The following is a 22,621-nucleotide window of genomic DNA, read 5'->3' on the forward strand; positions in this document are numbered from 1 at the left end:
CGTGTCCTTGTTTGTCTTACTTGGCGACCGCGGCAGAGGCTGCGGATTTCGCCGGCTGGGCTGCTGCCGCTGCTGCGGTCGGTGGTGCTGCCGCCACCACGCGCACCAGGTCGCCGTCGTTCAGGAAACCAGCGCCCTGCACGACGACCTGCGCGCCCTCGGGCAGCGCACTCGTGATCTCGATGCGGTCGTTCAGCCGGCGGCCGATCTGCACCTTGATCTGCGAGACGCGGTTGTCGGGCTGCAGCACGAACACGTTGTTGAAGCCGTCGCGCGGAACGATGGAAGCCTGCGGCACCGTGGGCGCGGAACTGCGGCCGAGGTCGAAGTCGCCGCGCGCGAACATGCCGGCCTTCACGCCGGTGTTCTGCAGCACCGTGGGCAGGTCGACGTAGACCAGCGCCGCGCGCGTCTGCGGATCGACCGTCGGCGCGATGCTGCGCACCTTGCCGCGCACCTGCGCACCGCTGGCGCTGACCACGAAGGCGGGCGTGCCCACCGCGATGCGGGCGAGCTCGGCCGAGGTGACTTCGGCGCGCCATTCGAGGCGGCCCTGGCGGATCAGGCGGAACAGCTCGGTGCCGGCCGAGACCACGCTGCCCACCGTGGCGGTGCGCGCGGAAATCACGCCGTCGTCCGGCGCCAGCACCTGCGTGTTGCGCCCGCGCACCTGCTGCGCGGCGAGCACGGCCTCGGCGGCTTCGACGCGCGCCTTGGCGGTCTGCTCGGTGGTCTGGTACTGGTTGATCTGCTGCTGGCTCAACGCGCCGGTGGCCTGCAGCGTGCGGGCGCGCGCGGCGTTGCCGGCGGCATCGGCCGCGGTGGCCCGGGCTTCGGCCAGCGAGGCGCGCGACTGGGCGATGTCGGCCTGCACCGTCTCGGGCGAGAAGACCGCGAGCACCTGGCCCTTCTTGACCACGTCGCCCACGTTCACGCGCACCTCGGCGAGCCGCAGGCCGTTGGACTCGGAGCCGACCACGGCTTCCTGCCAGGCCGCCACGTTGCCGTTGGCCGCGAGCGTCACGGTCAGCTCGGTGGCTTCGGGCTTGGCGACGGTGACGGTGAGCGCGGGCTTGGGCGCCGGTGCGCCGTCCTTGGAGTCCTTGGCTTTGGCTGCCGCGGCCTGTTCGGCAGGCGTGCCCGAGGGCTTGCGCACGAGCCACACGGCTGCGACGACGACGATGACGAGCGCCAGCAGCGCGATGACGAGGGTGGAACGCTTCATTGTTTTCATGGTGACGTCGCAACCGTAGAGGTCGAGGAAGAGGTCATTGACGGGGCGGTCCGGTTCCAGCCGCCGCCCATCGAGCGGTACAGCGAAACCCAGGCTTCGGCGCGTTCGCGCTGCAGCGTGACGCGCGCGGTCTGCGCGGTGAAGAGGGTGCGGCGCGAATCCTCCAGCTCGAACAGGCTGGCGAGGCCGCTGCTGTAGCGGGCCTGCGTGGCGTCGAAGGAGGCCTGGTAGTTCTTCACCGCACTGTCGGCGTCGGTGGTGCGCGCATTGGTGGCGTCGAGGTTGACGAGCGCTTCTTCCACTTCGCGCACCGCCTGCCGCACGTTCGCACGGTAGAGCGACACGGCCTCGGTGTAGCGCGCCTTGGCCGCGTCGGTGTTGGCCTTACGGGCGCCGCCGTCGAGCAGCGGCACGGTGAGCGAGATCGGTCCGACGGACCAGGTGTCGAACGCTTCGCGGAAACCGCTGGAGCGCACCTGCATGCGGCCGATCGAGCCCGAGATGCTGAGCTTGGGATAGCGCTCGGCCTCGGCCGAGCCCACGTCGGCGCTGGCCGATGCCACGGCGAGTTCGGCCGCATACACGTCGGGCCGCTGCGACAGCGCCTGGGCCGGCACGCTCTCGATGCTGCCCATCACCAGCAGCGCGCGCTGCGTGTACGAGACGGCGAGCTTCTGCGCGAGCGTGGGTTCGTCGATGCCGCTGAGCGCCACCAGCGCCTTGCGCTGCACCGCGCACTGGGCGCGCTGTTGCGTGAGGCGGCCCGAGGCGTCCGAGGCGCTGGCGCGAGCCAGCGCGGCATCGGCCGGCGCGGTGAAGCCGGCGCGCGCCGACAGGTCGGTGAGCCGCGAGGTTTCGCTGCGCGACTTGGCGTCGGACTCGGACACGCGCAACTGTTGCCGGCAGGCGCGCTCGGCGAAATAGGCGTTGGCGGTTTCGGCCGCGACGGCCACGCGTGCGTCGTGCCACTTGGCGGTGGCGCTGTCCAGCTTCTGCTGGGCCGAGTCGCGGTCGGCGCGCAGGCGCCCGAAGAGGTCGATTTCCCACTTCGATTGCAGCCCGGCCTGCAGCGTGGTGAGCGGCGCGGTGCTCGTGCTGCTGCCGCTCACCGAGGAGCCGGGGGACGCGCGGCTCGCCGACGCCGTGCCGTCCAGGCTGGGCAGCAGCGCCGCGCCGGCCTGCACGCGCGTGGAGCGCGCCTCGGCCACGCGCGCCGCGGCGCTCGCGAGGTTGGGGCTGGCGTTTTCGGCCGCGGCGATCAGCTCGACCAGCAGCGGATCGTCGAGCTGGCGCCACCAGTCGGCCAGCGATGCGAGCGAGCCGCCGTGCGGCAGGGGCGCATTCCATTGCGGAGGGAACGGTGCCTCGACCGTGGCCGGCGGGCGCGTCAGGCCGCAGCCCACGAGGGCGAGGCTCAAGCCCAGGGGCAGGCAGAGGGAGGCAATCGGTCGGAGTCGTCTCATGGCTTCTTTCTCGCTGCGCGTGCAGGTGAGGGCGCGGGCGCGGTTGCGGCGGCTTTCTGGTCGGCGGCCGCGGCCTGCCGGCGCGTGGCTTCCGCCTGCACCAGCGCCAGAGCGTAGACGGTGAGGCGATCGGCCCAGGTGTCGATGCTGCGCGGCGTGCGCAGCAGCGAGGGGCGCACGGCCTCGATGAAATCCTGGTTCACGTAGAGCTGCATCGAGAGCCCCGTGATCGCGAAGGTCAGGCGGTGGATGTCGTCATCGGCGCGCTCCAGCTTCAGATGGCGGCACAGCAGGTCGGCGATGGCGCGGTGCGGGCCCTTGATGTCGCGCTCTATTTCCTTGGCCCACTGGCTGGTCGGCTCCAGCATCTCGCGCATGTGCAGCTGGATGCACTGCCGCACGATCTCGCCCTGCTTGAGCGGCTCGATCACCGAGGCGAAGCAGATGCGCAGCGCCGTCTCGAGCGTGAGGTCGGGGGTGTCGAAGATCGCCACCAGGTCGTCGGAGTCGCCGCCCATCGGCTCGGTGAAGCAGGCGCCGTACAGGCCGTTCTTGTCACTGAAGTAGTAGCTGATGGCCGAGATGTTGACCCCGGCCTCGCGGGCGATCTCGCGCGTGGAGGTCTTGGCGAAGCCCTTCTGCGCAAAGAGCCGCAGCGCGGTGTGCAGAAGGCGATGGCGCGCCTCGGCGCCGTCTGCGCGCGGGGCACGGGGCGCGCGGGGCGGCGTGGAAGTGATGGGATCCCTCGCGTTCATGCCCGGCATTAAACCACGGGCGAAATCAAACGATTGATTTACTTAAGGGATCCTGAAGCCTTTTTTTCCTCGACGGCATTCCGGGCATTTCCGGCGCTGCATCGACGCCGGATTTGTTGTCTTTCGATGCACAGTTACGATCCGCCCATGCCTGCTCCCCCCGCCTTGCCCCTTGATGCCGAGGGCATCCTCGCGCTCGCCGCGCGCTCGATGTTCCATCTGTTCTCCAGCATCAGCCAGGGCATGTTCCTGGTCGACAGCAGCGGGCGCATCGTGTGGGTGAACGAGGGCTACCGACGCTTCCTGCCGGCGCTGGGCTTCTCGTCCATCGACCAGTTCCAGGGCCACATGGTCGAGGACGTGATCCCCAACACGCAGATGCGCCGCGTGCTCGAGACCGGCGAGCCGATATTGGTGGACCTCCTGACCAACAAGGCGGGCACCTTCGTGGTCAGCCGCATTCCGCTGCGCGAGGAACGGGAGGGCGGCGCGGGCGACGTGATCGGCGCCATCGGCATCGTGCTGTTCGACCAGCCCGAGACCACGCTGCAGCCGCTCATCAGCAAGTTCGCGCTGCTGCAGCGCGACCTCGACGACGCGCGGCGCGAACTCGCGAGCCAGCGCAACAACCCGCTCTACCAGCACGCGCCCGACGGCCAGCGGCGTTCCAAATACACCTTCGCAAGCTTCATCGGCAGCAGCCCCGCGGCGGTGGAGGTGAAGCGCCATGCGCGCCGCGCGGCGCAGTCGACCAGCCCCGTGCTGCTGCTGGGCGAGACGGGCACCGGCAAGGAACTGCTGGCGCATGCGATCCATGCGTCGTCGGCGCGTGCCAAGGGCATGTTCGTCAGCGTCAACATCGCGGCTGTGCCCGACACGCTGCTCGAGGCCGAGTTCTTCGGCTTCGCCCCGGGGGCCTTCACCGGTGCCGACAGGCGAGGGCGCGAAGGCAAGTTCAAGCTGGCCGACGGCGGCAGCCTCTTCCTCGACGAGATCGGCGACATGCCGCTCGGCCTGCAGGCCAAGCTGCTGCGTGCGTTGCAGGAGGGCGAGATCGAGCCGCTGGGCTCCAACAAGCTCGTGCCCTTCGATGCGCGCGTGATCGCCGCCACCTCGCGCGACCTGCCCGAACTGGTGCGCCGCGGCCTGTTTCGCGAAGACCTTTATTACCGCCTCAACGTGCTGCCATTGCGCGTGCCGCCGTTGCGGGAACGCCGCAGCGACATCCCTGCGCTGGTCGAGGCGCTGGGCGAAGACATGGCGCTGCGCAGCGGCGAGGCACCGCCCGAACTCACGCCCGATGCGCTCGCGCTGCTCGCGGGCCAGCACTGGCGCGGCAACATCCGCGAGCTGCGCAACGTGCTGGAGCAGGTGACGATGCGCAGCGACTCGCAACGCATCGACGCCGTGCAGCTCGAACGCATCCTGCGCGAAGCCGGGCTGGAGCAGATCGAGCTGCCCGACCTGTCGCATGCGAATGGCGATGAAGAAGCCGCGCTGCTGCGGCCGCTGGCACAGCAGGTCGCGGAACTGGAGCGCAAGGCCATCGCTGCGGCCATGGCGAGCACGGGTGGGAACAAGCTTGCGACCTCGCGGCTGCTCGGCATTTCGCGTGCGACGCTGTACGAACGCATGACGAATCAGGAGCGCTGAGCTCCGACCGACAACCACCACGAGGGAGAGGATTCGATGAAGGGTCTGTTCGCGAAACTGAAAGACGCGCTGGTGAAACCCGCGGCGCCCGCGCCAGTGGTGCAGGCCGATGAAAGCCCGGATAAAGGGATGCTGATCAACGCCTATTGCACCTGCGCCGATGTCCCGGCGCTCCAATTCGCGCACACGATGGTGGCGCGCCGCGACCTCTCCGATCCGGAGCTTGCCCCGCACCTCGAAGGTTTCATCGGCTACGTGCTGAGCCGGGGCAACGGCGAGATGTCGCGCAACCGCTATCACGTGATGCGGCACATCCAACGGGTGCGGCAGCACCTGAGTCTTGTCGTCGAAGACGCGCAACTCGATGCTTTCGCCGATTGGGCCGTGCAGGCCAACGCGATCCTGTTTTTGCGCGACGGGGGCATCCGCGATCCCCACGGCGTGATGCTGCTGTCCGCGGGCGGCGAGGAGGGGGATGAGAGCGCCGCTCTCCCGTACCCACCGCAGGCATGGGAAAGAAAAGCGCGCACGGAGGCGTTTCTTTCGGAAAAGCAGATGCCGCCGCTCCAACAGCTACCGCCGCTTGTCTCGGAGCCTGAATTGCGATTGCGCACGCCGCAGGAAATCGCGGGCAGGGCGTTCGCGCTGCTTGCCGTGGCGGTGCAGGCCGAGTCGATGGCAGCCAAGGACCCGTTTCCCGTCGAGACCCTGTTCGAGCGCTTGCCATCGGCGCGGGCCCACCTGACGCCGAAGGAGCAGGCCTTTCTGCTGCAGGAGGCGCCATCGGAATCGGAGGTCGCTCAGTTCGGCTGGCGCTACGAATGCGTGTTCCTCCTGGAATGGGTCATGGGCCTGGTGGACGAGCTGCCGTTTCCCGCTGCCATCTGCGACGTGCCGTTGACGACCCGCCTCCTGCTGGACGCGCACGACGAGCAAGGACTGATGCGCGCAATGCGGATGCGGCCGGACAGCGAGATCCTCGATGCCCTCGATCTGCACTACCGACTCCACTGGCTGACGCGTCAGGCCCAGGTCAAGGAGCAGGCCGTGCCAGCAGGGCTCGATGCCGGCGTGATTCTCGAGCGTCACCGCGTGCTGAACTGGCTGGTCCGGTTCGAGAACAAGGAATGGGATGAAGTCGATACGTCGACCTGACGCCGCCATGAGATCCGCACCATGAGCGTCCGAGCCCTGCGTTCCACCTTCGGCCCCAACTGCCACTGGTGCGGCCTCCCCATGGACTTCGACGAGCCCTACGGCCGGCCCGAGTCCGCGACCATCGAGCACCTCATCGACTCGACCCTGGGCGGCGTGCGCGCGCAGAAGCACCGGCGCCTCGCCCACGCCATCTGCAACCACACGCGCAACGAATTCCGGATGCAGGCCGAGCGCGAATTCCAGCGCTGGATTTCGGCGCGGCAGGCTTCTGGCAAACCCTGACTGATAAAAAGACAATTGCCTGAAATTCAGTCACAACAAGTGTTCTGAAATCAGGCGTCAAGGGCTTCTTCCCAATGAAGAAACCTTTGTTATCAATGAGTTGGGTGGGTGGCACGAACTGTGCAATATTCAGTCACCACTTTCAGGAGACATAACGATGATCCGTCGCCACCTCGTCGCGCTGGCTGCGCTTTCCGCCTGCGCCGCTGCCGCTCCCGCCTGGGCCCAGTCCAACGAAATCCGCATCGCCCACATCTACAGCAAGACCGGTCCGCTCGAGGCCTACGGCAAGCAGACCCAGACCGGTTTCGCGATGGGCCTGGACTACGCCACCGGCGGCACGATGACGGTCAACGGCAAGAAGCTGGTGGTCATCGAGAAGGACGACCAGGGCAAGCCAGACCTTGGCAAGTCGCTGCTGGCCGCCGCGTATTCGGATGACAAGGCCGCGCTGGCCGTCGGCCCCACCGCCTCGGGCGTCGCGCTCGCGATGCTGCCGGTGGCCGAGGAATACAAGAAGATCCTGCTGGTCGAGCCTGCCGTGGCCGACTCGATCACGGGCGACAAGTGGAACAAGTACATCTTCCGCACCGGCCGCAATTCGAGCCAGGACGCCATCTCCAATGCCGTGGCGGTCGACAAGGCCGGCGTCACTGTCGCCACGCTCGCGCAGGACAACGCCTTCGGCCGCGACGGCGTGAAGGCCTTCGGCGCCGCGCTCAAGAAGGCGAAGCTGGTGCACGAGGAGTACCTGCCGCCCGCCACCACCGACTTCACCGCCGGTGCGCAGCGCCTGATCGACAAGCTGAAAGACCAGCCGGGCCGCAAGATCATCTGGATCGTCTGGGCCGGCGCGGGCAACCCGTTCAAGATCGTCGACCTGGACCTCAAGCGCTACGGCATCGAGATTTCCACCGGCGGCAACATCCTGCCGGCCATGGCCGCGTACAAGGCGCTGCCGGGCATGGAGGGCGCCGCTTACTACTACTTCGGCATCCCGAAGAACCCGGTGAACGAGGCGATGGTGTCGGCGCACTACAAGCAGTTCAAGACGCCGCCGGACTTCTTCACGGCCGGTGGTTTCTCGGCCGCGATGGCGGTGGTGACGGCGCTGAAGAAAACGGGCGGCGACACCAACACCAACAAGCTCATCAGCACCATGGAAGGCATGAGCTTCGACACCCCCAAGGGCAAGATGACCTTCCGCAAGGAAGACCACCAGGCGATGCAGTCGATGTACCACTTCAAGATCAAGGTCGACCCGGCGTTCGCCTGGGGCGTGCCGGAGCTGGTGCACGAGATCAAGCCGGAAGAGATGGACATCCCCATCAAAAACAAGCGCTGAGCGCCCACCCGATGCCGCGGCCCTGAGGACGGCCGCATTTCCTTTCGCCCCGGATGGCCGCCGGGCGAAGCGCCAGCCTGCGTCCGCGCAAGCCGGCGTGTTTCCACGGCCGATTCGTCAGTCTGCAAGCAAGCGTTCGATACCCACAACATTAGGAGACAGCGATGCAAGCGATGAGAAGGAACTGGAAGGGACTGGCCGCGGCAGCGGCAATGACGGTGGCGGCGCATGCCGCCATGGCGGCGGTGCCGCTGCCCGCGCTCAACGCCAACCCGGCGGAGGTGAGCGTGTCGGGCCTCTCGGCGGGCGGCTTCATGGCGGTGCAACTGCACGTGGCCTATTCGGCCACCTTCAAGCGCGGCGCGGGCGTGGTCGCCGGCGGCCCGTACTACTGCGCCGAAGGCTCGGTGCTCAATGCCACGGGGCGGTGCATGACGCACAGCACCAGCATCCCGGTGTCCACGCTCGTGAGCACCACCAACAGCTGGGCCGCGAGCGGCACGATCGATCCGGTCTCGAACCTGACCGGCTCCAAGGTCTACCTTTTCTCCGGCACCGCCGACAACACCGTCAAGCAGGCGGTGATGGACGACCTGAAAACCTACTACCAGAGCTTCGTGCCGGCCGCCAACACGGTCTACAAGAACAACCTGGGCGCGGGCCACGCGATGGTCACCGACGACTACGGCGGCGCCTGCAGTACCACCGCCTCGCCCTACATCAACAACTGCGGCTTCGACCTCGCGGGCGAGATCCTCACGCACCTGTACGGTCCGCTGAACCCGCGAAACAACGGCACGCTGGGCGGCACCTTCACCGAGTTCAACCAGTCGGAGTTCATCACCGGCCACGGCGCGGCCGCCACGGGCTGGATCTACGTGCCGCAGGCCTGCACCACCGCCTCGTGCCGCGTGCACCTGGTGCTGCACGGCTGCAAGCAGAACTACACCGACGTGGGCGACCAGTACGTCAAGAAGACCGGCTACAACCGCTGGGCCGACACCAACAACATCGTGCTCATCTATCCGCAGACCAGTACCGCGGCCACCAACAGCTGCTGGGACTGGTGGGGCTATGACAGCGCGAACTACGCGAAGAAGTCGGGCCCGCAGATGGCGGCGATGAAGGCCATGGTCGACCGCGTGACCAGTTCGGGCGGTGGCTCGTCGCTGACGGCACCCACCGGCGTCGGCACCTCGGGCGCGACCGCCAGCAGTATGGTGATCGGCTGGGCGGGCGTCTCGGGCGCCACGGGCTACAACGTGTACCGCGGCGGCAGCAAGGTCAACGCGGCACCGGTCGCAGGCACCAACTACACGGACACGGGCCTCGCCGCATCCACCACCTACAGCTGGACCGTGGCCGCGCTGGACGCCAGCAACGCGCAGGGCGCGATGTCGACGGCCGCCACCGGCACCACCACCTCGGGCGGCACCGGCGGCACCTGCTACACCGCGAGCAACTATGCGCACACACTGGCCGGGCGCGCCTATGCGTTGTGGGGCCTGACGTATGCCTACGGCTCGGCGCAGGCCATGGGCCTGTGGAACATCTACATCACCACCACGCTGAAGCAGACCGCCCCGAACTACTACGTGATCGGCACCTGCTGAGGCCGGTCGACATCGACACTCTTTCTTTTTCGCAATGACCAACGATGCTTGAGACCCGAGACCTGACCATCCGCTTCGGTGGGCACGTGGCCGTCAACAGCGTGAGCTGCGCTTTTGCGCCGGGCACGCTGACGGCCATCGTCGGCCCCAACGGGGCGGGCAAGACCACCTACTTCAACCTGATCTCGGGGCAGCTCAAGGCGAGCGCCGGCACGGTGTCGCTCGACGGGCAATCGCTCTCGGGCCTGTCGCCGTCCGCGCGCACGCACGCGGGGCTGGGGCGGGCCTTCCAGCTCACCAACCTGTTCCCCAACCTCACGGTGCTGGAGAACGTGCGCCTGGCGGTGCAGGCCACCCGCGAGGGCGCGCATCGGCGCGGCCTCAATCTCTGGAGCATCTGGAGCGACCACAAGGCGCTGACCGAGCGCGCGGACCAGATCCTCGCGGACGTGGCGCTGAAGTCGCGCGAACACGCGACGGTCGCGAGCCTGCCGCACGGCGACCAGCGCAAGCTCGAGGTGGCGTTGCTCATGGCGCTGGAGCCCAAGGTCTTCATGTTCGACGAGCCCACGGCCGGCATGAACGCGGCCGAGGCGCCGGTCATCCTCGACCTGATCCGCAAGCTCAAGCAGGACAAGACCAAGACCAAGACCATCCTCCTGGTCGAGCACAAGATGGACGTGGTGCGCGAACTCGCGGACCGCATCATCGTGCTGCACAACGGCACGCTGGTGGCCGACGGCGAACCGGCCGAGGTGATCGCCTCGCCGGTGGTGCAGGAGGCCTACCTGGGCATTGCGAAGGAGGCCACGGCATGAAACGCCTGATGATGAATTTGAATTTCTCCCTCCCCTCCCGGGGGAGGGCCGGGGTGGGGGCTCGCGGCCTCCACCCCGCCGCGGCCGTGCCAGCGCCGCTTGCCCCCATCCCAGCCTTCCCCCGGAAGGGGAAGGAGCAAGACCTATGAGCACTCCGAATCTTCTGATCCTCGAAGGCGTGCAGACGCACATCGGGGCGTATCACATCCTGCATGGCGTGGACCTCGCCGTGCCCAAGGGCCAGCTCACCATGCTGCTGGGCCGCAACGGTGCGGGCAAGACGACCACGCTGCGAACCATCATGGGCCTGTGGCATGCATCGCAAGGCAGGGTGCGCTTTGCCGACAAGGACATCACCGCGATGCAGACGCCGCAGATCGCGGGCCTCGGCATCGCCTACGTGCCCGAGAACATGGGCATCTTCTCCGACCTCACGGTGAAGGAAAACATGCTGCTCGCTGCGCGCGCCGCGAAGAACGCCGGGCAGATCGACGACACGCGCCTGAAGTGGATCTTCAAGCTCTTCCCCGCGGTCGAGAAGTTCTGGAACCACCCGGCCGGCAAGCTCTCGGGCGGGCAGAAGCAGATGCTGGCCGTCTCGCGCGCCATCGTCGAGCCGCGCGAGCTGCTCCTGATCGACGAGCCCAGCAAGGGCCTCGCGCCCGTGATGATCAACAACATGATCGACGCCTTCGCCGAGCTCAAGCGCAGCGGCGTGACGATCCTGCTGGTCGAACAGAACATCAACTTCGCCCAACGCCTGGGCGACAACGTCGCGGTGATGGACAACGGCCGCGTGGTGCACAGCGGCTCGATGGCGGCGTTCTCCGCCGATGCGCAACTGCAGCAATCGCTGCTAGGACTGGCTTTATGAAGTATTCGACGTACTACTCCCTCCCCCTCTGGGGGAGGGTTGGGGTGGGGGCTCGCAGCCTTCGATACAGCGCGGCCTTGCAAGCGCCGTCAGCCCCCATCCCAGCCTTCCCCCAGAGGGGGAAGGAGCAAGAAAAGGGAGCGCAGAAATGAAAGCACTCGACTTCGACTGGAAGCCGCTGCTGCTGGCACCGGTGCTCGCGCTCGTCGCGCTGCCGCTCACTGGCTCGTTCTCGACCTGGCTCACGCTCACGGTCGCGGGCCTGGCGATGGGCATGATCATCTTCATCATCGCCTCGGGCCTCACGCTGGTGTTCGGCCTCATGGACGTGCTGAACTTCGGCCACGGCGTGTTCATCGCGCTCGGCGCCTTCGTGGCGAGCAGCGTGCTCGGGCTCATGGGCGACTGGACCGGCTCGCAGGAACTGTGGCGCAACCTCGTTGCGGTGTTCCCCGCGATGCTGGTCGCGATGGCCGTCGCGGGCGCGGTCGGCTTCGCCTTCGAGCGCTTCATCGTGCGGCCGGTGTACGGCCAGCACCTGAAGCAGATTCTCATCACGATGGGCGGCATGATCATCGGCGAGGAGCTCATCAAGGTGATCTGGGGCCCCGCGCAGGTGCCGCTGCCGTTGCCCGAGGCACTGCGCGGCTCGCTGCTCATCGGCGATGCGGCCATCAGCAAGTACCGGCTGCTCGCGGTGGCTGTGGGCGTGGTGGTGTTCGGCGTTCTGGCATGGACGCTCGGCCGCACCAAGATCGGCCTCCTGATCCGCGCCGGCGTGCAAGACCGCGAGATGGTCGAGTCGCTCGGCTACCGCATCGGACGGCTCTTCGTCGGCGTGTTCGTGGTGGGCAGCGCACTCGCGGGCCTGGGTGGCGTGATGTGGGGGCTGTTCCAGCAGAACCTCGTGCCGCAGATGGGCGCGCAGGTCAACGTGCTGATCTTCATCGTCATCATCATCGGCGGGCTGGGCTCGACGGGCGGGGCGCTCATCGGCGCGCTGCTCGTGGGGCTCATGACCAACTACATCGGCTTCCTGCTGCCCACGCTCACGCAGTTCGCGAGCATCTTCCTGATGGTGGCCGTGCTGCTGTGGCGGCCGCAGGGTGTGTATCCCGTGGCGAACCGTTGAGGAAGAAGACGCTCATGTTTCTCAAACGACTTCTCTCCAACGACATGCCCCGCAGCCGCCTCCTGGCGCTGCTGCTCGTGGCGCTGTTCCTCGCGCTTGCGTTCGCGCCGTTCATCTTCCCGGGCGTGAAGGCGCTCAGCGTTGCGGCCAAGATCCTGGTGTTCGTGGTGCTGGTCGCGAGCTTCGACCTGCTGCTGGGCTACACCGGCATCGTGAGCTTCGCGCACACGATGTTCTTCGGGATCGGTGCGTATGGCATCGCGATTTCCGCGTCGCGACTCGGACCCAACTGGGGCGCGGTGCTCGTGGGGCTGGGTGCATCGCTCGCGATATCGCTGGTGCTCTCGTTTGCCATCGGCCTGTTCTCGCTGCGTGTGCGCGCGATCTTCTTCGCGATGATCACGCTGGCCGTGGCCTCGGCGTTCCAGACGCTGGCCTCGCAGCTGTCGGACTTCACCGGCGGCGAAGACGGCCTGACCTTCAAGCTGCCCGAGCTGATCTCGCCGAGCTTCGAGTTTGCCGAGGAACCGTTCCTCGGCGTCTCGCTCGATGGCCGGCTGCTCTGCTACTACCTCTTGTTCGTCGCCGCCGTGGTGCTGGTGCTCGCGCTGCTGCGCATCGTCAACTCGCCCTTCGGCCGCGTGCTGCAGGCGATTCGCGAGAACGAGTTCCGCGCCGAGGCCATCGGCTATCGCGTGGTGGTGTACCGCACGACGGCGGCCGTGCTGTCGGCGCTGTTCGCCACGCTGGCCGGCGCGATGCTCGCGATCTGGCTGCGCTACAACGGACCCGACACCTCGCTGAGCTTCGAGATCATGATCGACGTGCTGTTGATCGTGGTGATCGGCGGCATGGGCACCATCTACGGCGCAGCCATCGGCGCGGTGCTGTTCGTGGTGGCGCAGAGCTACCTGCAGGACCTGCTGCGCCTGGGCAGCGAGGCGGCGAGCGGGCTGCCGTGGCTCGCGGCGCTGCTGTCGCCCGACCGCTGGCTGCTGTGGCTCGGCGTGCTGTTCGTGCTCTCGGTGTATTACTTCCCGACCGGCATCGTCGGCAAGCTGCGGGCGAGGGCGGCACGATGAGCGCGCCCCTCATCCCCACATCACACTACGCGGAGCTTGCCGGCCGCGAGATCCACTGGCTCGAATGGGGCGCGCCCGATGCGCCGGTGGTCATCGCCTGGCATGGCCTCGCGCGCACCAGCCGCGACATGGACGAACTGGCACAGCACTTTGCCGCGCGCGGCTTTCGGGTGATCTGCCCCGACACCATTGGCCGGGGCCTGAGCCAATGGAGCCCGTTGCCCGACGAGGAATACCAGCTTTCTTTCTACGCGCGGCTCGCGAATGCGCTGTGCGACGAACTGCGCCTGGGCCGCGTGCACTGGGTCGGCACCTCGATGGGCGGCGCGATCGGCATGGTGTGCGCCTCGGGCCTGTTCGAGCCGCGCATGAAGGCGCGCATCGCGAGCCTCACGCTCAACGACAACGCGCCGCAGCTTGCGCAAGCGGCCATCGAGCGCATCCGCGCCTATGCGGGCCAGCCGCCTTCGTTCGACACGGTGGCCGAGCTGGAGGTGTTCTTTCGCACCGTCTACAAGCCCTACGGCTGGCTCAGTGATGCGCAGTGGCGGCGTCTCACCGAAAGCTCCACCCGCCGCCTCGCCGACGGCCGCGTGACGCCGCACTACGACCCGGCGATGGTCAAGCAGTTCAGCGCGCACGACAACGACTACCTGATCTGGCCGCACTACGACCTGATCGACGTGCCGGTGCTGTGCCTGCGCGGCGCCGAGTCGGACCTCGTGCTGCCCGAGGTGGTCGAGGAGATGCGCCGTCGCGGGCCGGGCGCCGAGGGGCGGCTGCAGGTCATCGAAATCCAGGGGTGCGGTCACGCGCCCGCGCTCAACGTGCCCGAACAACTGGAGCCCATCGAGGGGTTTATCCGGGCGGCCGGTCGCTGAATGCATGGCGGCAGCACAATCGCCGCCGGCTTCACCCACTACAAGGCTCACCTCACCATGGCGCTCTCGATGTACGACATTTCGGTCCCGGTCTTCACCCGCGGACTCGGCCAGCTCACCCACCTGCTCGACAAGAGCCTGGCGCATGCCAAGGCCAACGGCATCGACACCGCCACGCTGGTCGAGGCGCGTCTGGCGCCCGACATGCTCACGCTGGCCGGCCAGGTGCAGCGCGCGAGCGATGCATCGAAGCTCGGCGCGGCGCGCATCGCGGGCATCACGGCCCCCAGCTTTCTCGATGAAGAAAAGACCTGGGACGACCTCGTGGCCCGCATCCGGAAGACACAGGACTTTCTCGCGACCATCGACCGCGCACTGATCGACGGCCAGGAAGAACGCCCCGTGACCATCAAGCAGCGCGAAGGCGAGGCGCATTTCACCGCGCAGCGCTACCTGTTGCAGTTCGCGCTGCCCAATTTCTTCTTCCACGTGACCACGGCCTACGACGTGCTGCGCCACAGCGGCATGCCGATCGGCAAGCTCGATTACCTCGGCAAGTTCTGAGCGTAGTTCGTCACGGCTTCGCGACAAACTTCAAATTGCCGTGACACATGCGCGCCGACGGGGCGCGCGCCCAACAATCGCGCCAGACCGCTGTCGGTCTGACACGAGCGAGGTTGCGATCATGGGCAAGTTGCTGTCGAGAAGGGCGTTTTCAGGTCTTGCCGCGGGTGCGGCCGCAGCGGTCGGTTGGCCGATGCAAGGTGCGCTCGCCGCATCACCGGGCCTCCAGGACTACGGCCGCGCGCCCGAGTTCGCGGGCATCGAGAAATGGCTCAACTCCGGCCCGCTCACGATGCAAGGCCTCGCCGGCAAGGTGGTGCTGGTTGACTTCTGGACCTACACCTGCATCAACTGCATCCGCACCTTGCCGCATGTGGTGCGCTGGTACGAGACGTACAAGGACCAGGGCTTCGTCGTCGTCGGTGTGCACTCGCCCGAGTTCGCCTACGAGCGGTCGACACGCAACGTGCAGGACGCGATCGAGCGCTTCAACATCCGCTATCCGGTGGCGCAGGACAACGGCTTCACCACCTGGAAGGTCTACAACAACCAGTACTGGCCGGCGTTCTACCTGGTCGACAGCAAGGGGCAGGTGATGCGCCAGCACTTCGGCGAGGGCGAGTACGCCGAGATGGAGGCGGCGATCCAGGCGCTGCTGGCGCAGAAGCGGGCCGCCTGAACTGCGGCGCGAACCAAGGCGTGAACTACGGCGCTTTTGGCCGGCGCGCCACCAGCGAATACATCAGCGGAATGCGCGGCATGCTTTCCGGTGGCGCCATGCGCTTGCCACCGATGTCGCGCATGCCTTCGAAGGGCTTCCAGCCGTTGGCGTACGGGTACTCGTCGAAGCGCTCGACCGCGAGACCGGCCTCTGCGAGCGCGGTGATCACCTCGCCGACGCCCCATGCAAATTCAAAGCTCGGGTTCGGATTGCGAAAATCCTGCACACCCGGCTCATAGTCATCGCGCACGAGGCCGTCGCCCGACTGGACCACGTAGTCGCCCACGCCTGCTTCGGGCACGGGCGCATCGTTGAAGTAGTCGTAGTGAAACTGCCAGGTTTCGTCGAACACCATCGCGTACGGATGGAAGTCGATGAACACGAAGCGCCCGCCGGGTTCGAGCAACTGCGCCACGCCACGCGCCCAGGCCGAGATGTCGGAGAGCCAGCACAGCGTGCCGTAGGAGCAGAAGACGATGTCGTAGCGCTCGCCGCGCGCCCCGGCATCGCGAAAGTAGTCATAGACGTCGGACCGCTCGAAGCGCGCCGGGATGCCCGACTGCGCCGACAGCCGCGTGGCGAAGGCGACGGCTTCGTCGGAGATGTCCACGCCCGTCACCTTGGCGCCCAAGCGCGCGATGCTCAGGGTGTCCTGGCCCGCGTTGCATTGCAGGTGAAGGAGGGCGAGGCCTTTCACGTCGCCGAGCAGCGCCGTCTCTTCGGGAAAGAGCGTGGAGCCATCCGCGCGGAAGAACGCGGCCTGGTCGCCCTTGTGGCTGTTGTGCGCGACCGTTGCCGCGTTCCATGAAAGCCGGTTGGCCTCGTGCAGTTCTTTTTTCATGTCTTCTGTCGCTGGGTCGGCCAGCCGGCGAGGTTGCGTTCGGCAATGCCCGCGAGCGCAGTGATCCACGCGGGGCTGTCGTTGAGGCAGGGGATGTAATTGAACGTTTGGCCGCCCGCGTGCAGGAAGGCCTCGCGGCCCTCCATGGCGATTTCCTCGAGTGTCTCGAGGCAGTCGGCCGGGAAGCCCGGGCACACCACATCGACTCGCTTGATGCCTTTCGCACCGAGTTCGCGCAGCGTCGGCTCGGTGTAGGGCTCGAGCCACTTGGCGCGGCCGAAGCGCGACTGGAAGGTGACGCGATGCTCTGCGTCGGAAAGACCGAGACGCGCCGCGAGCAGGCGCGCGGTGGCGAGGCACTGCGCCTGGTACGGATCGCCGAGCGCGATGTTGCGCGCGGGGATGCCGTGGAAGCTCATCAGCAGCAGCTCGCCGCGGCCCTCGGTCTTCCAGTGGCGCTCGATGCCTTGCGCGAGCGCATCGATGTAGGCGGGGTCCTGGTGGTACTCATTGACGAAGCGGAATTCGGGAATGCTGCGTTGCTTGCGGCTCCAGTCGTTCACCGCATCGATCACGCTGGCCGTGGTCGTGGCCGAGTACTGCGGATAGGCCTGCAGCACGAGCACGCGCGTCACGCCGTCGGCTTGCAGCGCATCGAGGCGGGAGGCGATCGACGGGTTGGCATAGCGCATCGCATCGCGCACCGTCACGCGGTGGCCGCGCTCGCCGAGCCAGCCGGCCAGGAGCGTTGCCTGCTTCTGCGTCCACACCTTGAGCGGCGAGCCTTCGGTCATCCAGATGCTCGCGTACTTGGCGGCCGACTTGGCCGGCCGCGTGCGCAGGATGACGCCGTGCAGGATCAGCGCCCAGAGCAATTTCGGAATCTCGACCACGCGCGGGTCGCCCAGAAAGTCGGCGAGGTAGGGGCGAACGGCCGCAGCGGTGGGAGCATCGGGAGAGCCTAGGTTGCACCAGAGCACGGCGGTGCGGTCATTGGAGGAACTGGCGTTCGTCGGGTCATTCGTCGCGATGTGGGGCATGCGATATTCTCGGGCATGACCTCCGCTTCCCCTGCGCCCGCGAGCGCCGCGCCGCTCGACGTTCAGCGCATTTCCGCGATCTCGCTCGACCTCGACGACACCCTCTGGCCCATCTGGCCGACCATCGAGCGCGCCGAGGCTGTGCTGCAGGAATGGCTCTTGCGCGAGGCACCCAAGACCGCCTCGCTGCTGCTCACGCCCGGCATCCTGCGCGAGCTGCGCGAAGCCACAGAGAAGGAGCGCTCGGACCTCGCGCACGACCTGAGCGCGCTGCGCCGCGAGTCGATCCGCACGGCACTGAAGCGCTCTGGCGAAGACCCGGCGCTGGCCGACCCGGCCTTCGATGCCTTCTTCGCAGAGCGCCAGCGCGTGACGCTCTATGACGATGCGCTGCCCGCGCTCAAGTGGCTCAGCGAACGTTATCCATTGATTGCCGTATCGAACGGCAATGCCGACATCCACCTGACCGGCGTGGGTCGGTGGTTCCGCACTGCGTTCAATGCCCGCGCCTTCGGCAGCGGCAAGCCGCATGCGCCGATCTTCCGCGCCGCCGCGGCCTCGGTCGGCCTGCTGCCCAAGGACGTGCTGCACGTGGGTGACGACGCAGAGCTCGACGTGGTCGGTGCGCTCAATGCCGGCATGCAGGCCGCATGGCTGGTGCGCGACGAGCGCCCCTGGGTGCATGGCGCGCGGCCGCAGCTGATCGTGCCGAACCTGCACGCGCTGTGCGTGGCGTTGGGCGCCTGAGGCTTATTCGAAGACGGGCCGGAAGAAGCTGCGCTCGTAGCTCAGGAAGCAGCGCGTGTCCTGCGCGTACTTGAAAGCGGCCTGGCATTCGGGGTCCTGCATCGAGTCGGCGCGGTATTTCTCGTAGGCCGCGAGGCTCGGAAAACTGAACATCGCCAGCGCGACATCGTTCGCGCCTTCCGAGGGCAGGAAGTAGCCGTGGTGCGTGCCGCCGAACTTCTCGACCAGCGGAATCCAGAGCTTGCCGTAGTGCTCGAATTCCTTGAGCTTGTAGGCGTCGACGATGTAGCGCAGGTAGCAGGTGACCATGTCTTTGTTTCCGGAGGTGAGGGGTAATCGGCCCAGCCTCGGCGGGCTGCGGGCCGTCGGACTATAGTTTCCCGCTCCCCCGTCTCCGCATCCCCTGATCACCTTTCGCGCAGGAACTCCGAAAGTGCACCTCTCCAACTGGCTCATCTTCTGCGGCGTGACGCTGCTCGTCGCCTTCACCCCGGGTCCGGCCGTGCTGCTCGCGGTCTCGAACTCGATCGCCGTGGGCCCGCGACGCGCGATGATCAGTTCGCTCGGCAATGCGGTGGGCCTGTTCATGGTGTCGGCCGCCGCGATGGCGGGGCTGGGCGTGGTGCTGACGACCTCGGCGTCCGCGTTCATGGTGCTGAAGGTGGCGGGTGCGGCGTACCTGGTCTACCTGGGTGTGAAGCAGTGGCGCAACCGGGCCAGCGTGTTCTCCGACTTGGCAGCGCCCGGAACGCCCGCCGCGCCGCGCGCTGCGTGGCGCCTGTTCGGCAACGGCGTGACGGTGGCGCTCACCAATCCCAAGGGCATCCTGTTCTTCTCGGCGCTGTTCCCGCAGTTCCTGATGCACGACGCGCCGATCCTCGGGCAGTTCGCGGTGCTGACCGCCACCTTCGCCGCGGGCTCAGTGCTGTCGCACGCGTTCTATGTGCTGCTGGCGCGGATGCTGAAGAAGCAGCTGTCCGATCCGCGCCGGTCGAAGCTCTTCAATCGCGTGTCCGGCGGCGCCTTCGTGCTGCTGGGCTTGAGCCTGCTGCGCTTGCCGAACAAGGCGGCCTGATCAATCGAGCGCGAATTGCTCGCGCAGCGCGGCGCAGAAGTCGGCGGTGCCGCTGAGCGAGAAGGTGACGGTGGTGAAGCGCGGGTCTTCGCGTGTTTCCTGCAGGTCGCAGTCCCAGGTCGCGCCTTCGTCCAATGCGCCGCGCGCATGCGGAAACGTGGCTTCGGCCCAGGCGAGTACCTGTTCGATCTCGGCATGTACCTTGGGCGATTTCTCCGGCGCGGTCGAAGCCATGGCGTCGAAGGTGCCGTGGCCTTCGGTGTCTTCGCTGTAGTCGAAGTCGAGGTAACGCAGTTCGGTCATGAGGTGGTCGATGCCTTGGCTGCCGCCAGCCCGCTGAGTACCGCGCCCTCGAGCGTAGCGGGGTAGGGGCCTTCGGTGTAGTCGCCGCAGGCCTGCAGGCCGGGCGCGATGCGCATCGGCGGCCGTGCGAGCGCGGGCGTGGAGGCGAAGGTGGCGCGCTTCTCAACGACGGTCTGGATGATCTCGAGCGCGGTCTGCCCCAACTGCGTCGCGGCTTGCGCGATCACTTGCTCTTCGAGCGTTTCGCGTGATGCCTCGTTGGCGCTGATGACCAGCGCGAGCACGCCATCCGGGCCGCCGAGCTGGCTGCGGTCGAACACGAACTGTGCGGGCGCCGCGGCCGGATCGCTGCGCAGGGCCAGCATCGGCTCCGACAACTTCGAGGCGCCGCGCACATAGACCGTGGCGATGGCTTCGAAGCGCAGCCCCTCGGTGGTTTCGCACCAGCGATCTGTCGGCAAGCCCGATGCGCGGACGAGCCGCGCGGCATCCCAGGGTGCGCAGGCCAGGATGACCTGGTCGAAGCTTTCGTCGTCGACCCGCCACTGGCCGTCTTCAGGTGCGATGGCCCGCACACGCGTGCCGATGCGCACCGTCGCGCCGTGCTTCGTCAGCCACGCGATCGCGGCATCCGGGAACAGCGCCCCGAGGTCCACGCGTGGCAGCAGCAGGTCCGCACCGCCGCTGCCGCTGAAGAGCGCGTCGCGCAGCACGCGCAGGAACACTTCGCCGCTCGACTGGGCGACCGGCGTGTTGAGCGCAGAGACGCACAGTGGCTCGATCAGTTCCTGCATCACACGCGGCGAGAGGCCGGTGCAGAGCGCGGCCACCGTGGTGTCGGGCGCGCAGCGGAATCTGCCGAGGCGCCAGCCGACGGCCGTCCGCAGCAACGAAGACTTGTCCCGCCAAGTCCAGCCGCGCGCCGTGAAGATGCCCGCCAGTAGATCGAGCGGCGCAGGCAGCCGCGGCAGCTTCAACCCGCCGCCATCGGCGAACCGCAGCGAGAGCGGCAGGCGATGCAGTGCCTTTTCGACATCGACGCCGACTTCGCGCATCAGCTTCAGCGTGGCCGTGTAGGCGCCGATCAGGATGTGCTGGCCGTTGTCGAGCGCCATGCCGTGCATGTGGTCGACGCGCCGCGCACGGCCGCCCGGCATGGGCGCGGCCTCGAACAGCGTGACCGCATGACCGAGCCGCGTGGCCTCGACCGCACAGGCGAGGCCGGCCCAGCCGGCGCCGATGACGGCTGTCTTCAAATCCGCCCCAGCGCCTGGACTTTCCATGCGAGCCAGAACTTGCGCACCGGCGTCAGGCTCACGCGCTGGTTCAGCACCTGGAAGCTGTCGCGTTCAATCTCGCGCAGCAGCGTGCGGTAGATGCTGGCCATCATCAGGCCGGGTTTCTGCGTGCGGCGGTCGGCCACCGGCAGCAGGGCGAGCGCCTCGTCGTAGGCGGCATGCGCGCGCTCGGCCTGGAACTTCATGAGCGCCACGAAGCGGTCCGAGTGCACGCGGTTGAGGATCTCGTGCGCCTTCACGTCGAACTGCTGCAGCTCGTTGACCGGCAGGTAGATGCGGCCGCGCAGCGCGTCTTCGCCCACGTCGCGCAGGATGTTCGTGAGCTGCAGCGCCAGGCCCAGCTTGTGGGCGTAGGCCGTGGTCTGCGGATCGGTCTGGCCGAAGATGCGCGCCGCGACCTCGCCCACCACGCCAGCCACCAGGTGGCAGTAGCGCGCGAGGCCGGGGAAGTCGAGGTAGCGGGTCTGGTCCAGGTCCATCTGGCAGCCGTCGATCACCTCGAGCAGCTGGCGCGCCTCGATGCCGTAGGCCGCGGCGTGCGGCATCAGCGCCAGCATCACCGGATGGCGCGGCGTGCCCGCGAAGGCCTGGGCGACCTCGGTGCGCCACCAGGCGAGCTTGGTGGCGGCCACGCCGGGGTCGCTGACCTCGTCGACCACATCGTCGACCTCGCGGCAGAAGGCATAGAACGCCGTGATCGCCGCGCGGCGCGGCTTGGGCAGGAACAGGAAGGCGTAATAGAAACTGCTGCCCGAGGCGGCGGCCTTGTCTTGCACGTATTGCTCGGGATTCATCGGGGAGGCGCTGCTTTCATGGGGCGCCATTGTCTCCGCATCCGCAGCGCTTTCCAGAGCAATACGGGCGCATCGGCCCTGCCGATGGTGGGGCGCTGGGAGAAGGTGTCGAAGCCCAGGTCGGTGATCTTGTCGAGGATGCGCAGGCCCCCTTGCACGACGAGACGCAGTTCCCATCCGGCGCGGCCCGGCAGGCGGTGCACCAGCGGGGCGCCTTCCTCCATGAGCTCGCGCGCCCAGAACGACACGACCGAAACCAGGTTGATGGCCTCCTGCGGCGGCGGCGCGGCCGACAGCGGCTCGAACACCTTGAAGTGCTCGCGCGTGAGGCCGCGCCGGGTGCAGTCGGTCAACGGAAAGTAGAAGCGTCCGCGCGGCAGGTCCACGCTCGGGTCCTGCCAGAAGTTGATGAGCTGCAGCGCGCTGCAGATGGCATCGCTCTGCGCCAGCGCCTGTGCATCGTGCACGTCGTAGAGATGCAGCAGCAGCCGTCCGACCGGGTTGGCCGAGCGGCGGCAGTAGTCGAGCAGCTCGGCGCGGTCGGCATAGGTGCCGTGGTCGCGCGTCTTCTCGATGTCCTGCATGAAGGCGCTCAGCAGGTCGGCCAGCAGGTCTTCGGGCAGGCTGTACTGCGCGATGCTGTGGGCCAGCGGCCCGAACACGTGCGGCCAGCGCGACGTGGCGAGTGGTTCGCCCTGCGCGGCGGCGGCGAGCTCATCGCGGTAAGCGCGCAACTCGGCCAGGCGCTGGTCGGGCGACGCATCGCCTTCGTCGGCAATGTCGTCGGCGGTGCGCGCGAAGTGATAGATCGCTGCAATCGGCGGTCGCAGGTGCGGCGGGCAGAGCCACGAGGCGACCGGGAAGTTTTCGTAGTGCGCCGGTGGGGCGGCAAGGTGGGGAGTGGCGGACACGCCACGATTGTCCGCGACACGATGTCCCCGGCACTAT

General features: G+C 67.5%; 24 protein-coding genes. 14 read left to right on the plus strand and 10 right to left on the minus strand.

Going from position 1 to position 22,621, the window contains the following annotated elements:
• Positions 1-16 precede the first annotated feature (16 nt).
• Genes NU688_RS05190 through NU688_RS05200 form a run of 3 tightly spaced genes read right to left on the minus strand, consistent with a single transcriptional unit; the run spans position 17 to position 3,461 of the window.
• A complete protein-coding gene (locus NU688_RS05190; RefSeq protein ID WP_257859460.1) occupies positions 17-1,234 on the minus strand; it encodes an efflux RND transporter periplasmic adaptor subunit in 1,218 nt (405 codons plus the stop codon).
• A complete protein-coding gene (locus NU688_RS05195; protein WP_257859461.1) occupies positions 1,231-2,697 on the minus strand; it encodes an efflux transporter outer membrane subunit in 1,467 nt (488 codons plus the stop codon). The genes NU688_RS05190 and NU688_RS05195 overlap by 4 nt, the downstream gene beginning before the upstream one ends.
• Positions 2,694-3,461 (minus strand): CerR family C-terminal domain-containing protein, encoded by a 768-nt coding sequence (locus NU688_RS05200; RefSeq protein ID WP_374684617.1) that lies wholly within the window; start codon positions 3,459-3,461, stop codon positions 2,694-2,696. The genes NU688_RS05195 and NU688_RS05200 overlap by 4 nt, the downstream gene beginning before the upstream one ends.
• Before the next feature lie 138 nt (positions 3,462-3,599).
• Between NU688_RS05200 and NU688_RS05205 the strand changes: the two genes are divergently transcribed.
• The 12 genes from NU688_RS05205 to NU688_RS05260 all read left to right on the plus strand — a co-directional run bounded on the left by NU688_RS05205 (position 3,600) and on the right by NU688_RS05260 (position 15,533).
• Positions 3,600-5,105: a sigma-54-dependent Fis family transcriptional regulator gene (locus NU688_RS05205; protein WP_257859463.1), complete on the plus strand. Its 1,506-nt coding sequence runs from the start codon at positions 3,600-3,602 to the stop codon at positions 5,103-5,105.
• 36 nt (positions 5,106-5,141) lie between these two features.
• Positions 5,142-6,260 carry a DUF4272 domain-containing protein gene (locus NU688_RS05210; protein ID WP_257859464.1) on the plus strand — a complete coding sequence of 373 codons (1,119 nt, stop codon included), beginning with the start codon at positions 5,142-5,144 and terminating at the stop codon, positions 6,258-6,260.
• Positions 6,261-6,281: 21 nt separating this feature from the next.
• Positions 6,282-6,545 (plus strand): hypothetical protein, encoded by a 264-nt coding sequence (locus NU688_RS05215; protein ID WP_257859465.1) that lies wholly within the window; start codon positions 6,282-6,284, stop codon positions 6,543-6,545.
• A gap of 157 nt (positions 6,546-6,702) precedes the next feature.
• Positions 6,703-7,890, plus strand: a complete 1,188-nt coding sequence (locus NU688_RS05220; protein ID WP_257859466.1) for a substrate-binding domain-containing protein — start codon at positions 6,703-6,705, stop codon at positions 7,888-7,890.
• A 164-nt stretch (positions 7,891-8,054) separates the two neighbouring features.
• Positions 8,055-9,503: a PHB depolymerase family esterase gene (locus NU688_RS05225; RefSeq protein ID WP_257859467.1), complete on the plus strand. Its 1,449-nt coding sequence runs from the start codon at positions 8,055-8,057 to the stop codon at positions 9,501-9,503.
• Between the two features lie 44 nt (positions 9,504-9,547).
• The gene (locus tag NU688_RS05230) at positions 9,548-10,321 is read left to right on the plus strand and encodes an ABC transporter ATP-binding protein (RefSeq protein ID WP_257859468.1); all 774 of its coding nucleotides are present in this window, start codon (positions 9,548-9,550) and stop codon (positions 10,319-10,321) included.
• 145 nt (positions 10,322-10,466) lie between these two features.
• On the plus strand, positions 10,467-11,195 hold the full coding sequence (locus tag NU688_RS05235; protein WP_257859469.1) for an ABC transporter ATP-binding protein: 729 nt from the start codon (positions 10,467-10,469) through the stop codon (positions 11,193-11,195).
• Between the two features lie 148 nt (positions 11,196-11,343).
• Positions 11,344-12,327: a branched-chain amino acid ABC transporter permease gene (locus tag NU688_RS05240; RefSeq protein ID WP_257859470.1), complete on the plus strand. Its 984-nt coding sequence runs from the start codon at positions 11,344-11,346 to the stop codon at positions 12,325-12,327.
• Positions 12,328-12,341: 14 nt separating this feature from the next.
• Positions 12,342-13,409, plus strand: coding sequence for a branched-chain amino acid ABC transporter permease (locus NU688_RS05245; RefSeq protein ID WP_206178915.1), 1,068 nt, complete (start codon positions 12,342-12,344; stop codon positions 13,407-13,409).
• Positions 13,406-14,290 (plus strand): alpha/beta fold hydrolase, encoded by an 885-nt coding sequence (locus NU688_RS05250; protein ID WP_257859471.1) that lies wholly within the window; start codon positions 13,406-13,408, stop codon positions 14,288-14,290. Before NU688_RS05245 ends, NU688_RS05250 begins: the two co-directional genes overlap by 4 nt.
• A 57-nt stretch (positions 14,291-14,347) precedes the next feature.
• Complete coding sequence (locus NU688_RS05255; RefSeq protein WP_257859472.1) at positions 14,348-14,854, plus strand: DUF1993 family protein; 507 nt, start codon at positions 14,348-14,350, stop codon at positions 14,852-14,854.
• A 121-nt stretch (positions 14,855-14,975) separates the two neighbouring features.
• The gene (locus NU688_RS05260) at positions 14,976-15,533 is read left to right on the plus strand and encodes a thioredoxin family protein (RefSeq protein WP_257859473.1); all 558 of its coding nucleotides are present in this window, start codon (positions 14,976-14,978) and stop codon (positions 15,531-15,533) included.
• Positions 15,534-15,558: 25 nt separating this feature from the next.
• Here NU688_RS05260 and NU688_RS05265 read toward each other — a convergent pair whose 3' ends face one another.
• The gene (locus tag NU688_RS05265) at positions 15,559-16,416 is read right to left on the minus strand and encodes a bifunctional 2-polyprenyl-6-hydroxyphenol methylase/3-demethylubiquinol 3-O-methyltransferase UbiG (protein WP_257859474.1); all 858 of its coding nucleotides are present in this window, start codon (positions 16,414-16,416) and stop codon (positions 15,559-15,561) included.
• A complete protein-coding gene (gene hemH / locus NU688_RS05270; RefSeq protein WP_257859475.1) occupies positions 16,413-17,456 on the minus strand; it encodes a ferrochelatase in 1,044 nt (347 codons plus the stop codon). Before hemH ends, NU688_RS05265 begins: the two co-directional genes overlap by 4 nt.
• 15 nt (positions 17,457-17,471) lie before the next feature.
• Between hemH and NU688_RS05275 the strand changes: the two genes are divergently transcribed.
• The gene (locus NU688_RS05275; protein ID WP_257859476.1) at positions 17,472-18,203 is read left to right on the plus strand and encodes an HAD family hydrolase; all 732 of its coding nucleotides are present in this window, start codon (positions 17,472-17,474) and stop codon (positions 18,201-18,203) included.
• Positions 18,204-18,206: 3 nt separating this feature from the next.
• On the opposite strand, the gene NU688_RS05280 is transcribed toward NU688_RS05275, so the two are convergent.
• Entirely contained in the window at positions 18,207-18,512 is a 306-nt protein-coding gene (locus NU688_RS05280) for an NIPSNAP family protein (protein WP_093433255.1), read from the minus strand.
• A 124-nt stretch (positions 18,513-18,636) separates the two neighbouring features.
• On the opposite strand from NU688_RS05280, the gene NU688_RS05285 reads away from it, so the two are divergent.
• Positions 18,637-19,278: a LysE family translocator gene (locus NU688_RS05285; RefSeq protein ID WP_257859477.1), complete on the plus strand. Its 642-nt coding sequence runs from the start codon at positions 18,637-18,639 to the stop codon at positions 19,276-19,278.
• On the opposite strand, the gene NU688_RS05290 is transcribed toward NU688_RS05285, so the two are convergent.
• From NU688_RS05290 to hpnC, 4 genes are read right to left on the minus strand one after another with little or no spacing between them, the layout of a single operon-like run.
• Complete coding sequence (locus tag NU688_RS05290) at positions 19,279-19,581, minus strand: hypothetical protein (protein ID WP_257859478.1); 303 nt, start codon at positions 19,579-19,581, stop codon at positions 19,279-19,281.
• Entirely contained in the window at positions 19,578-20,837 is a 1,260-nt protein-coding gene (hpnE, locus tag NU688_RS05295) for a hydroxysqualene dehydroxylase HpnE (protein WP_257859479.1), read from the minus strand. The genes NU688_RS05290 and hpnE overlap by 4 nt, the downstream gene beginning before the upstream one ends.
• Positions 20,834-21,673, minus strand: a complete 840-nt coding sequence (gene hpnD / locus NU688_RS05300; protein ID WP_257859480.1) for a presqualene diphosphate synthase HpnD — start codon at positions 21,671-21,673, stop codon at positions 20,834-20,836. Before hpnD ends, hpnE begins: the two co-directional genes overlap by 4 nt.
• A complete protein-coding gene (gene hpnC, locus NU688_RS05305; protein WP_257859481.1) occupies positions 21,670-22,584 on the minus strand; it encodes a squalene synthase HpnC in 915 nt (304 codons plus the stop codon). The genes hpnD and hpnC overlap by 4 nt, the downstream gene beginning before the upstream one ends.
• Between the last annotated feature and the right edge of the window lie 37 nt (positions 22,585-22,621).

Source organism: Variovorax sp. ZS18.2.2 (assembly GCF_024701975.1).
Classification (GTDB): domain Bacteria; phylum Pseudomonadota; class Gammaproteobacteria; order Burkholderiales; family Burkholderiaceae_C; genus Variovorax.

Bases quoted from the DNA above. Each gene is read 5' to 3' on its own strand.
- NU688_RS05235 (WP_257859469.1), top strand. From the start codon at position 10,467: ATGAGCACTCCGAATCTTCTGATCCTCGAAGGCGTGCAGACGCACATC.
- NU688_RS05195 (WP_257859461.1), bottom strand. From the start codon at position 2,697: ATGAGACGACTCCGACCGATTGCCTCCCTCTGCCTGCCCCTGGGCTTG.
- hpnD (WP_257859480.1), bottom strand. From the start codon at position 21,673: ATGAATCCCGAGCAATACGTGCAAGACAAGGCCGCCGCCTCGGGCAGC.
- NU688_RS05260 (WP_257859473.1), top strand. From the start codon at position 14,976: ATGGGCAAGTTGCTGTCGAGAAGGGCGTTTTCAGGTCTTGCCGCGGGT.
- NU688_RS05290 (WP_257859478.1), bottom strand. From the start codon at position 19,581: ATGACCGAACTGCGTTACCTCGACTTCGACTACAGCGAAGACACCGAA.
- NU688_RS05200 (WP_374684617.1), bottom strand. From the start codon at position 3,461: ATGCCGGGCATGAACGCGAGGGATCCCATCACTTCCACGCCGCCCCGC.
- NU688_RS05205 (WP_257859463.1), top strand. From the start codon at position 3,600: ATGCCTGCTCCCCCCGCCTTGCCCCTTGATGCCGAGGGCATCCTCGCG.
- NU688_RS05230 (WP_257859468.1), top strand. From the start codon at position 9,548: ATGCTTGAGACCCGAGACCTGACCATCCGCTTCGGTGGGCACGTGGCC.
- NU688_RS05190 (WP_257859460.1), bottom strand. From the start codon at position 1,234: ATGAAAACAATGAAGCGTTCCACCCTCGTCATCGCGCTGCTGGCGCTC.
- NU688_RS05265 (WP_257859474.1), bottom strand. From the start codon at position 16,416: ATGAAAAAAGAACTGCACGAGGCCAACCGGCTTTCATGGAACGCGGCA.
- NU688_RS05245 (WP_206178915.1), top strand. From the start codon at position 12,342: ATGTTTCTCAAACGACTTCTCTCCAACGACATGCCCCGCAGCCGCCTC.
- NU688_RS05240 (WP_257859470.1), top strand. From the start codon at position 11,344: ATGAAAGCACTCGACTTCGACTGGAAGCCGCTGCTGCTGGCACCGGTG.
- NU688_RS05255 (WP_257859472.1), top strand. From the start codon at position 14,348: ATGGCGCTCTCGATGTACGACATTTCGGTCCCGGTCTTCACCCGCGGA.
- NU688_RS05215 (WP_257859465.1), top strand. From the start codon at position 6,282: ATGAGCGTCCGAGCCCTGCGTTCCACCTTCGGCCCCAACTGCCACTGG.
- NU688_RS05220 (WP_257859466.1), top strand. From the start codon at position 6,703: ATGATCCGTCGCCACCTCGTCGCGCTGGCTGCGCTTTCCGCCTGCGCC.
- NU688_RS05210 (WP_257859464.1), top strand. From the start codon at position 5,142: ATGAAGGGTCTGTTCGCGAAACTGAAAGACGCGCTGGTGAAACCCGCG.
- NU688_RS05280 (WP_093433255.1), bottom strand. From the start codon at position 18,512: ATGGTCACCTGCTACCTGCGCTACATCGTCGACGCCTACAAGCTCAAG.
- hemH (WP_257859475.1), bottom strand. From the start codon at position 17,456: ATGCCCCACATCGCGACGAATGACCCGACGAACGCCAGTTCCTCCAAT.
- NU688_RS05275 (WP_257859476.1), top strand. From the start codon at position 17,472: ATGACCTCCGCTTCCCCTGCGCCCGCGAGCGCCGCGCCGCTCGACGTT.
- NU688_RS05225 (WP_257859467.1), top strand. From the start codon at position 8,055: ATGCAAGCGATGAGAAGGAACTGGAAGGGACTGGCCGCGGCAGCGGCA.
- NU688_RS05250 (WP_257859471.1), top strand. From the start codon at position 13,406: ATGAGCGCGCCCCTCATCCCCACATCACACTACGCGGAGCTTGCCGGC.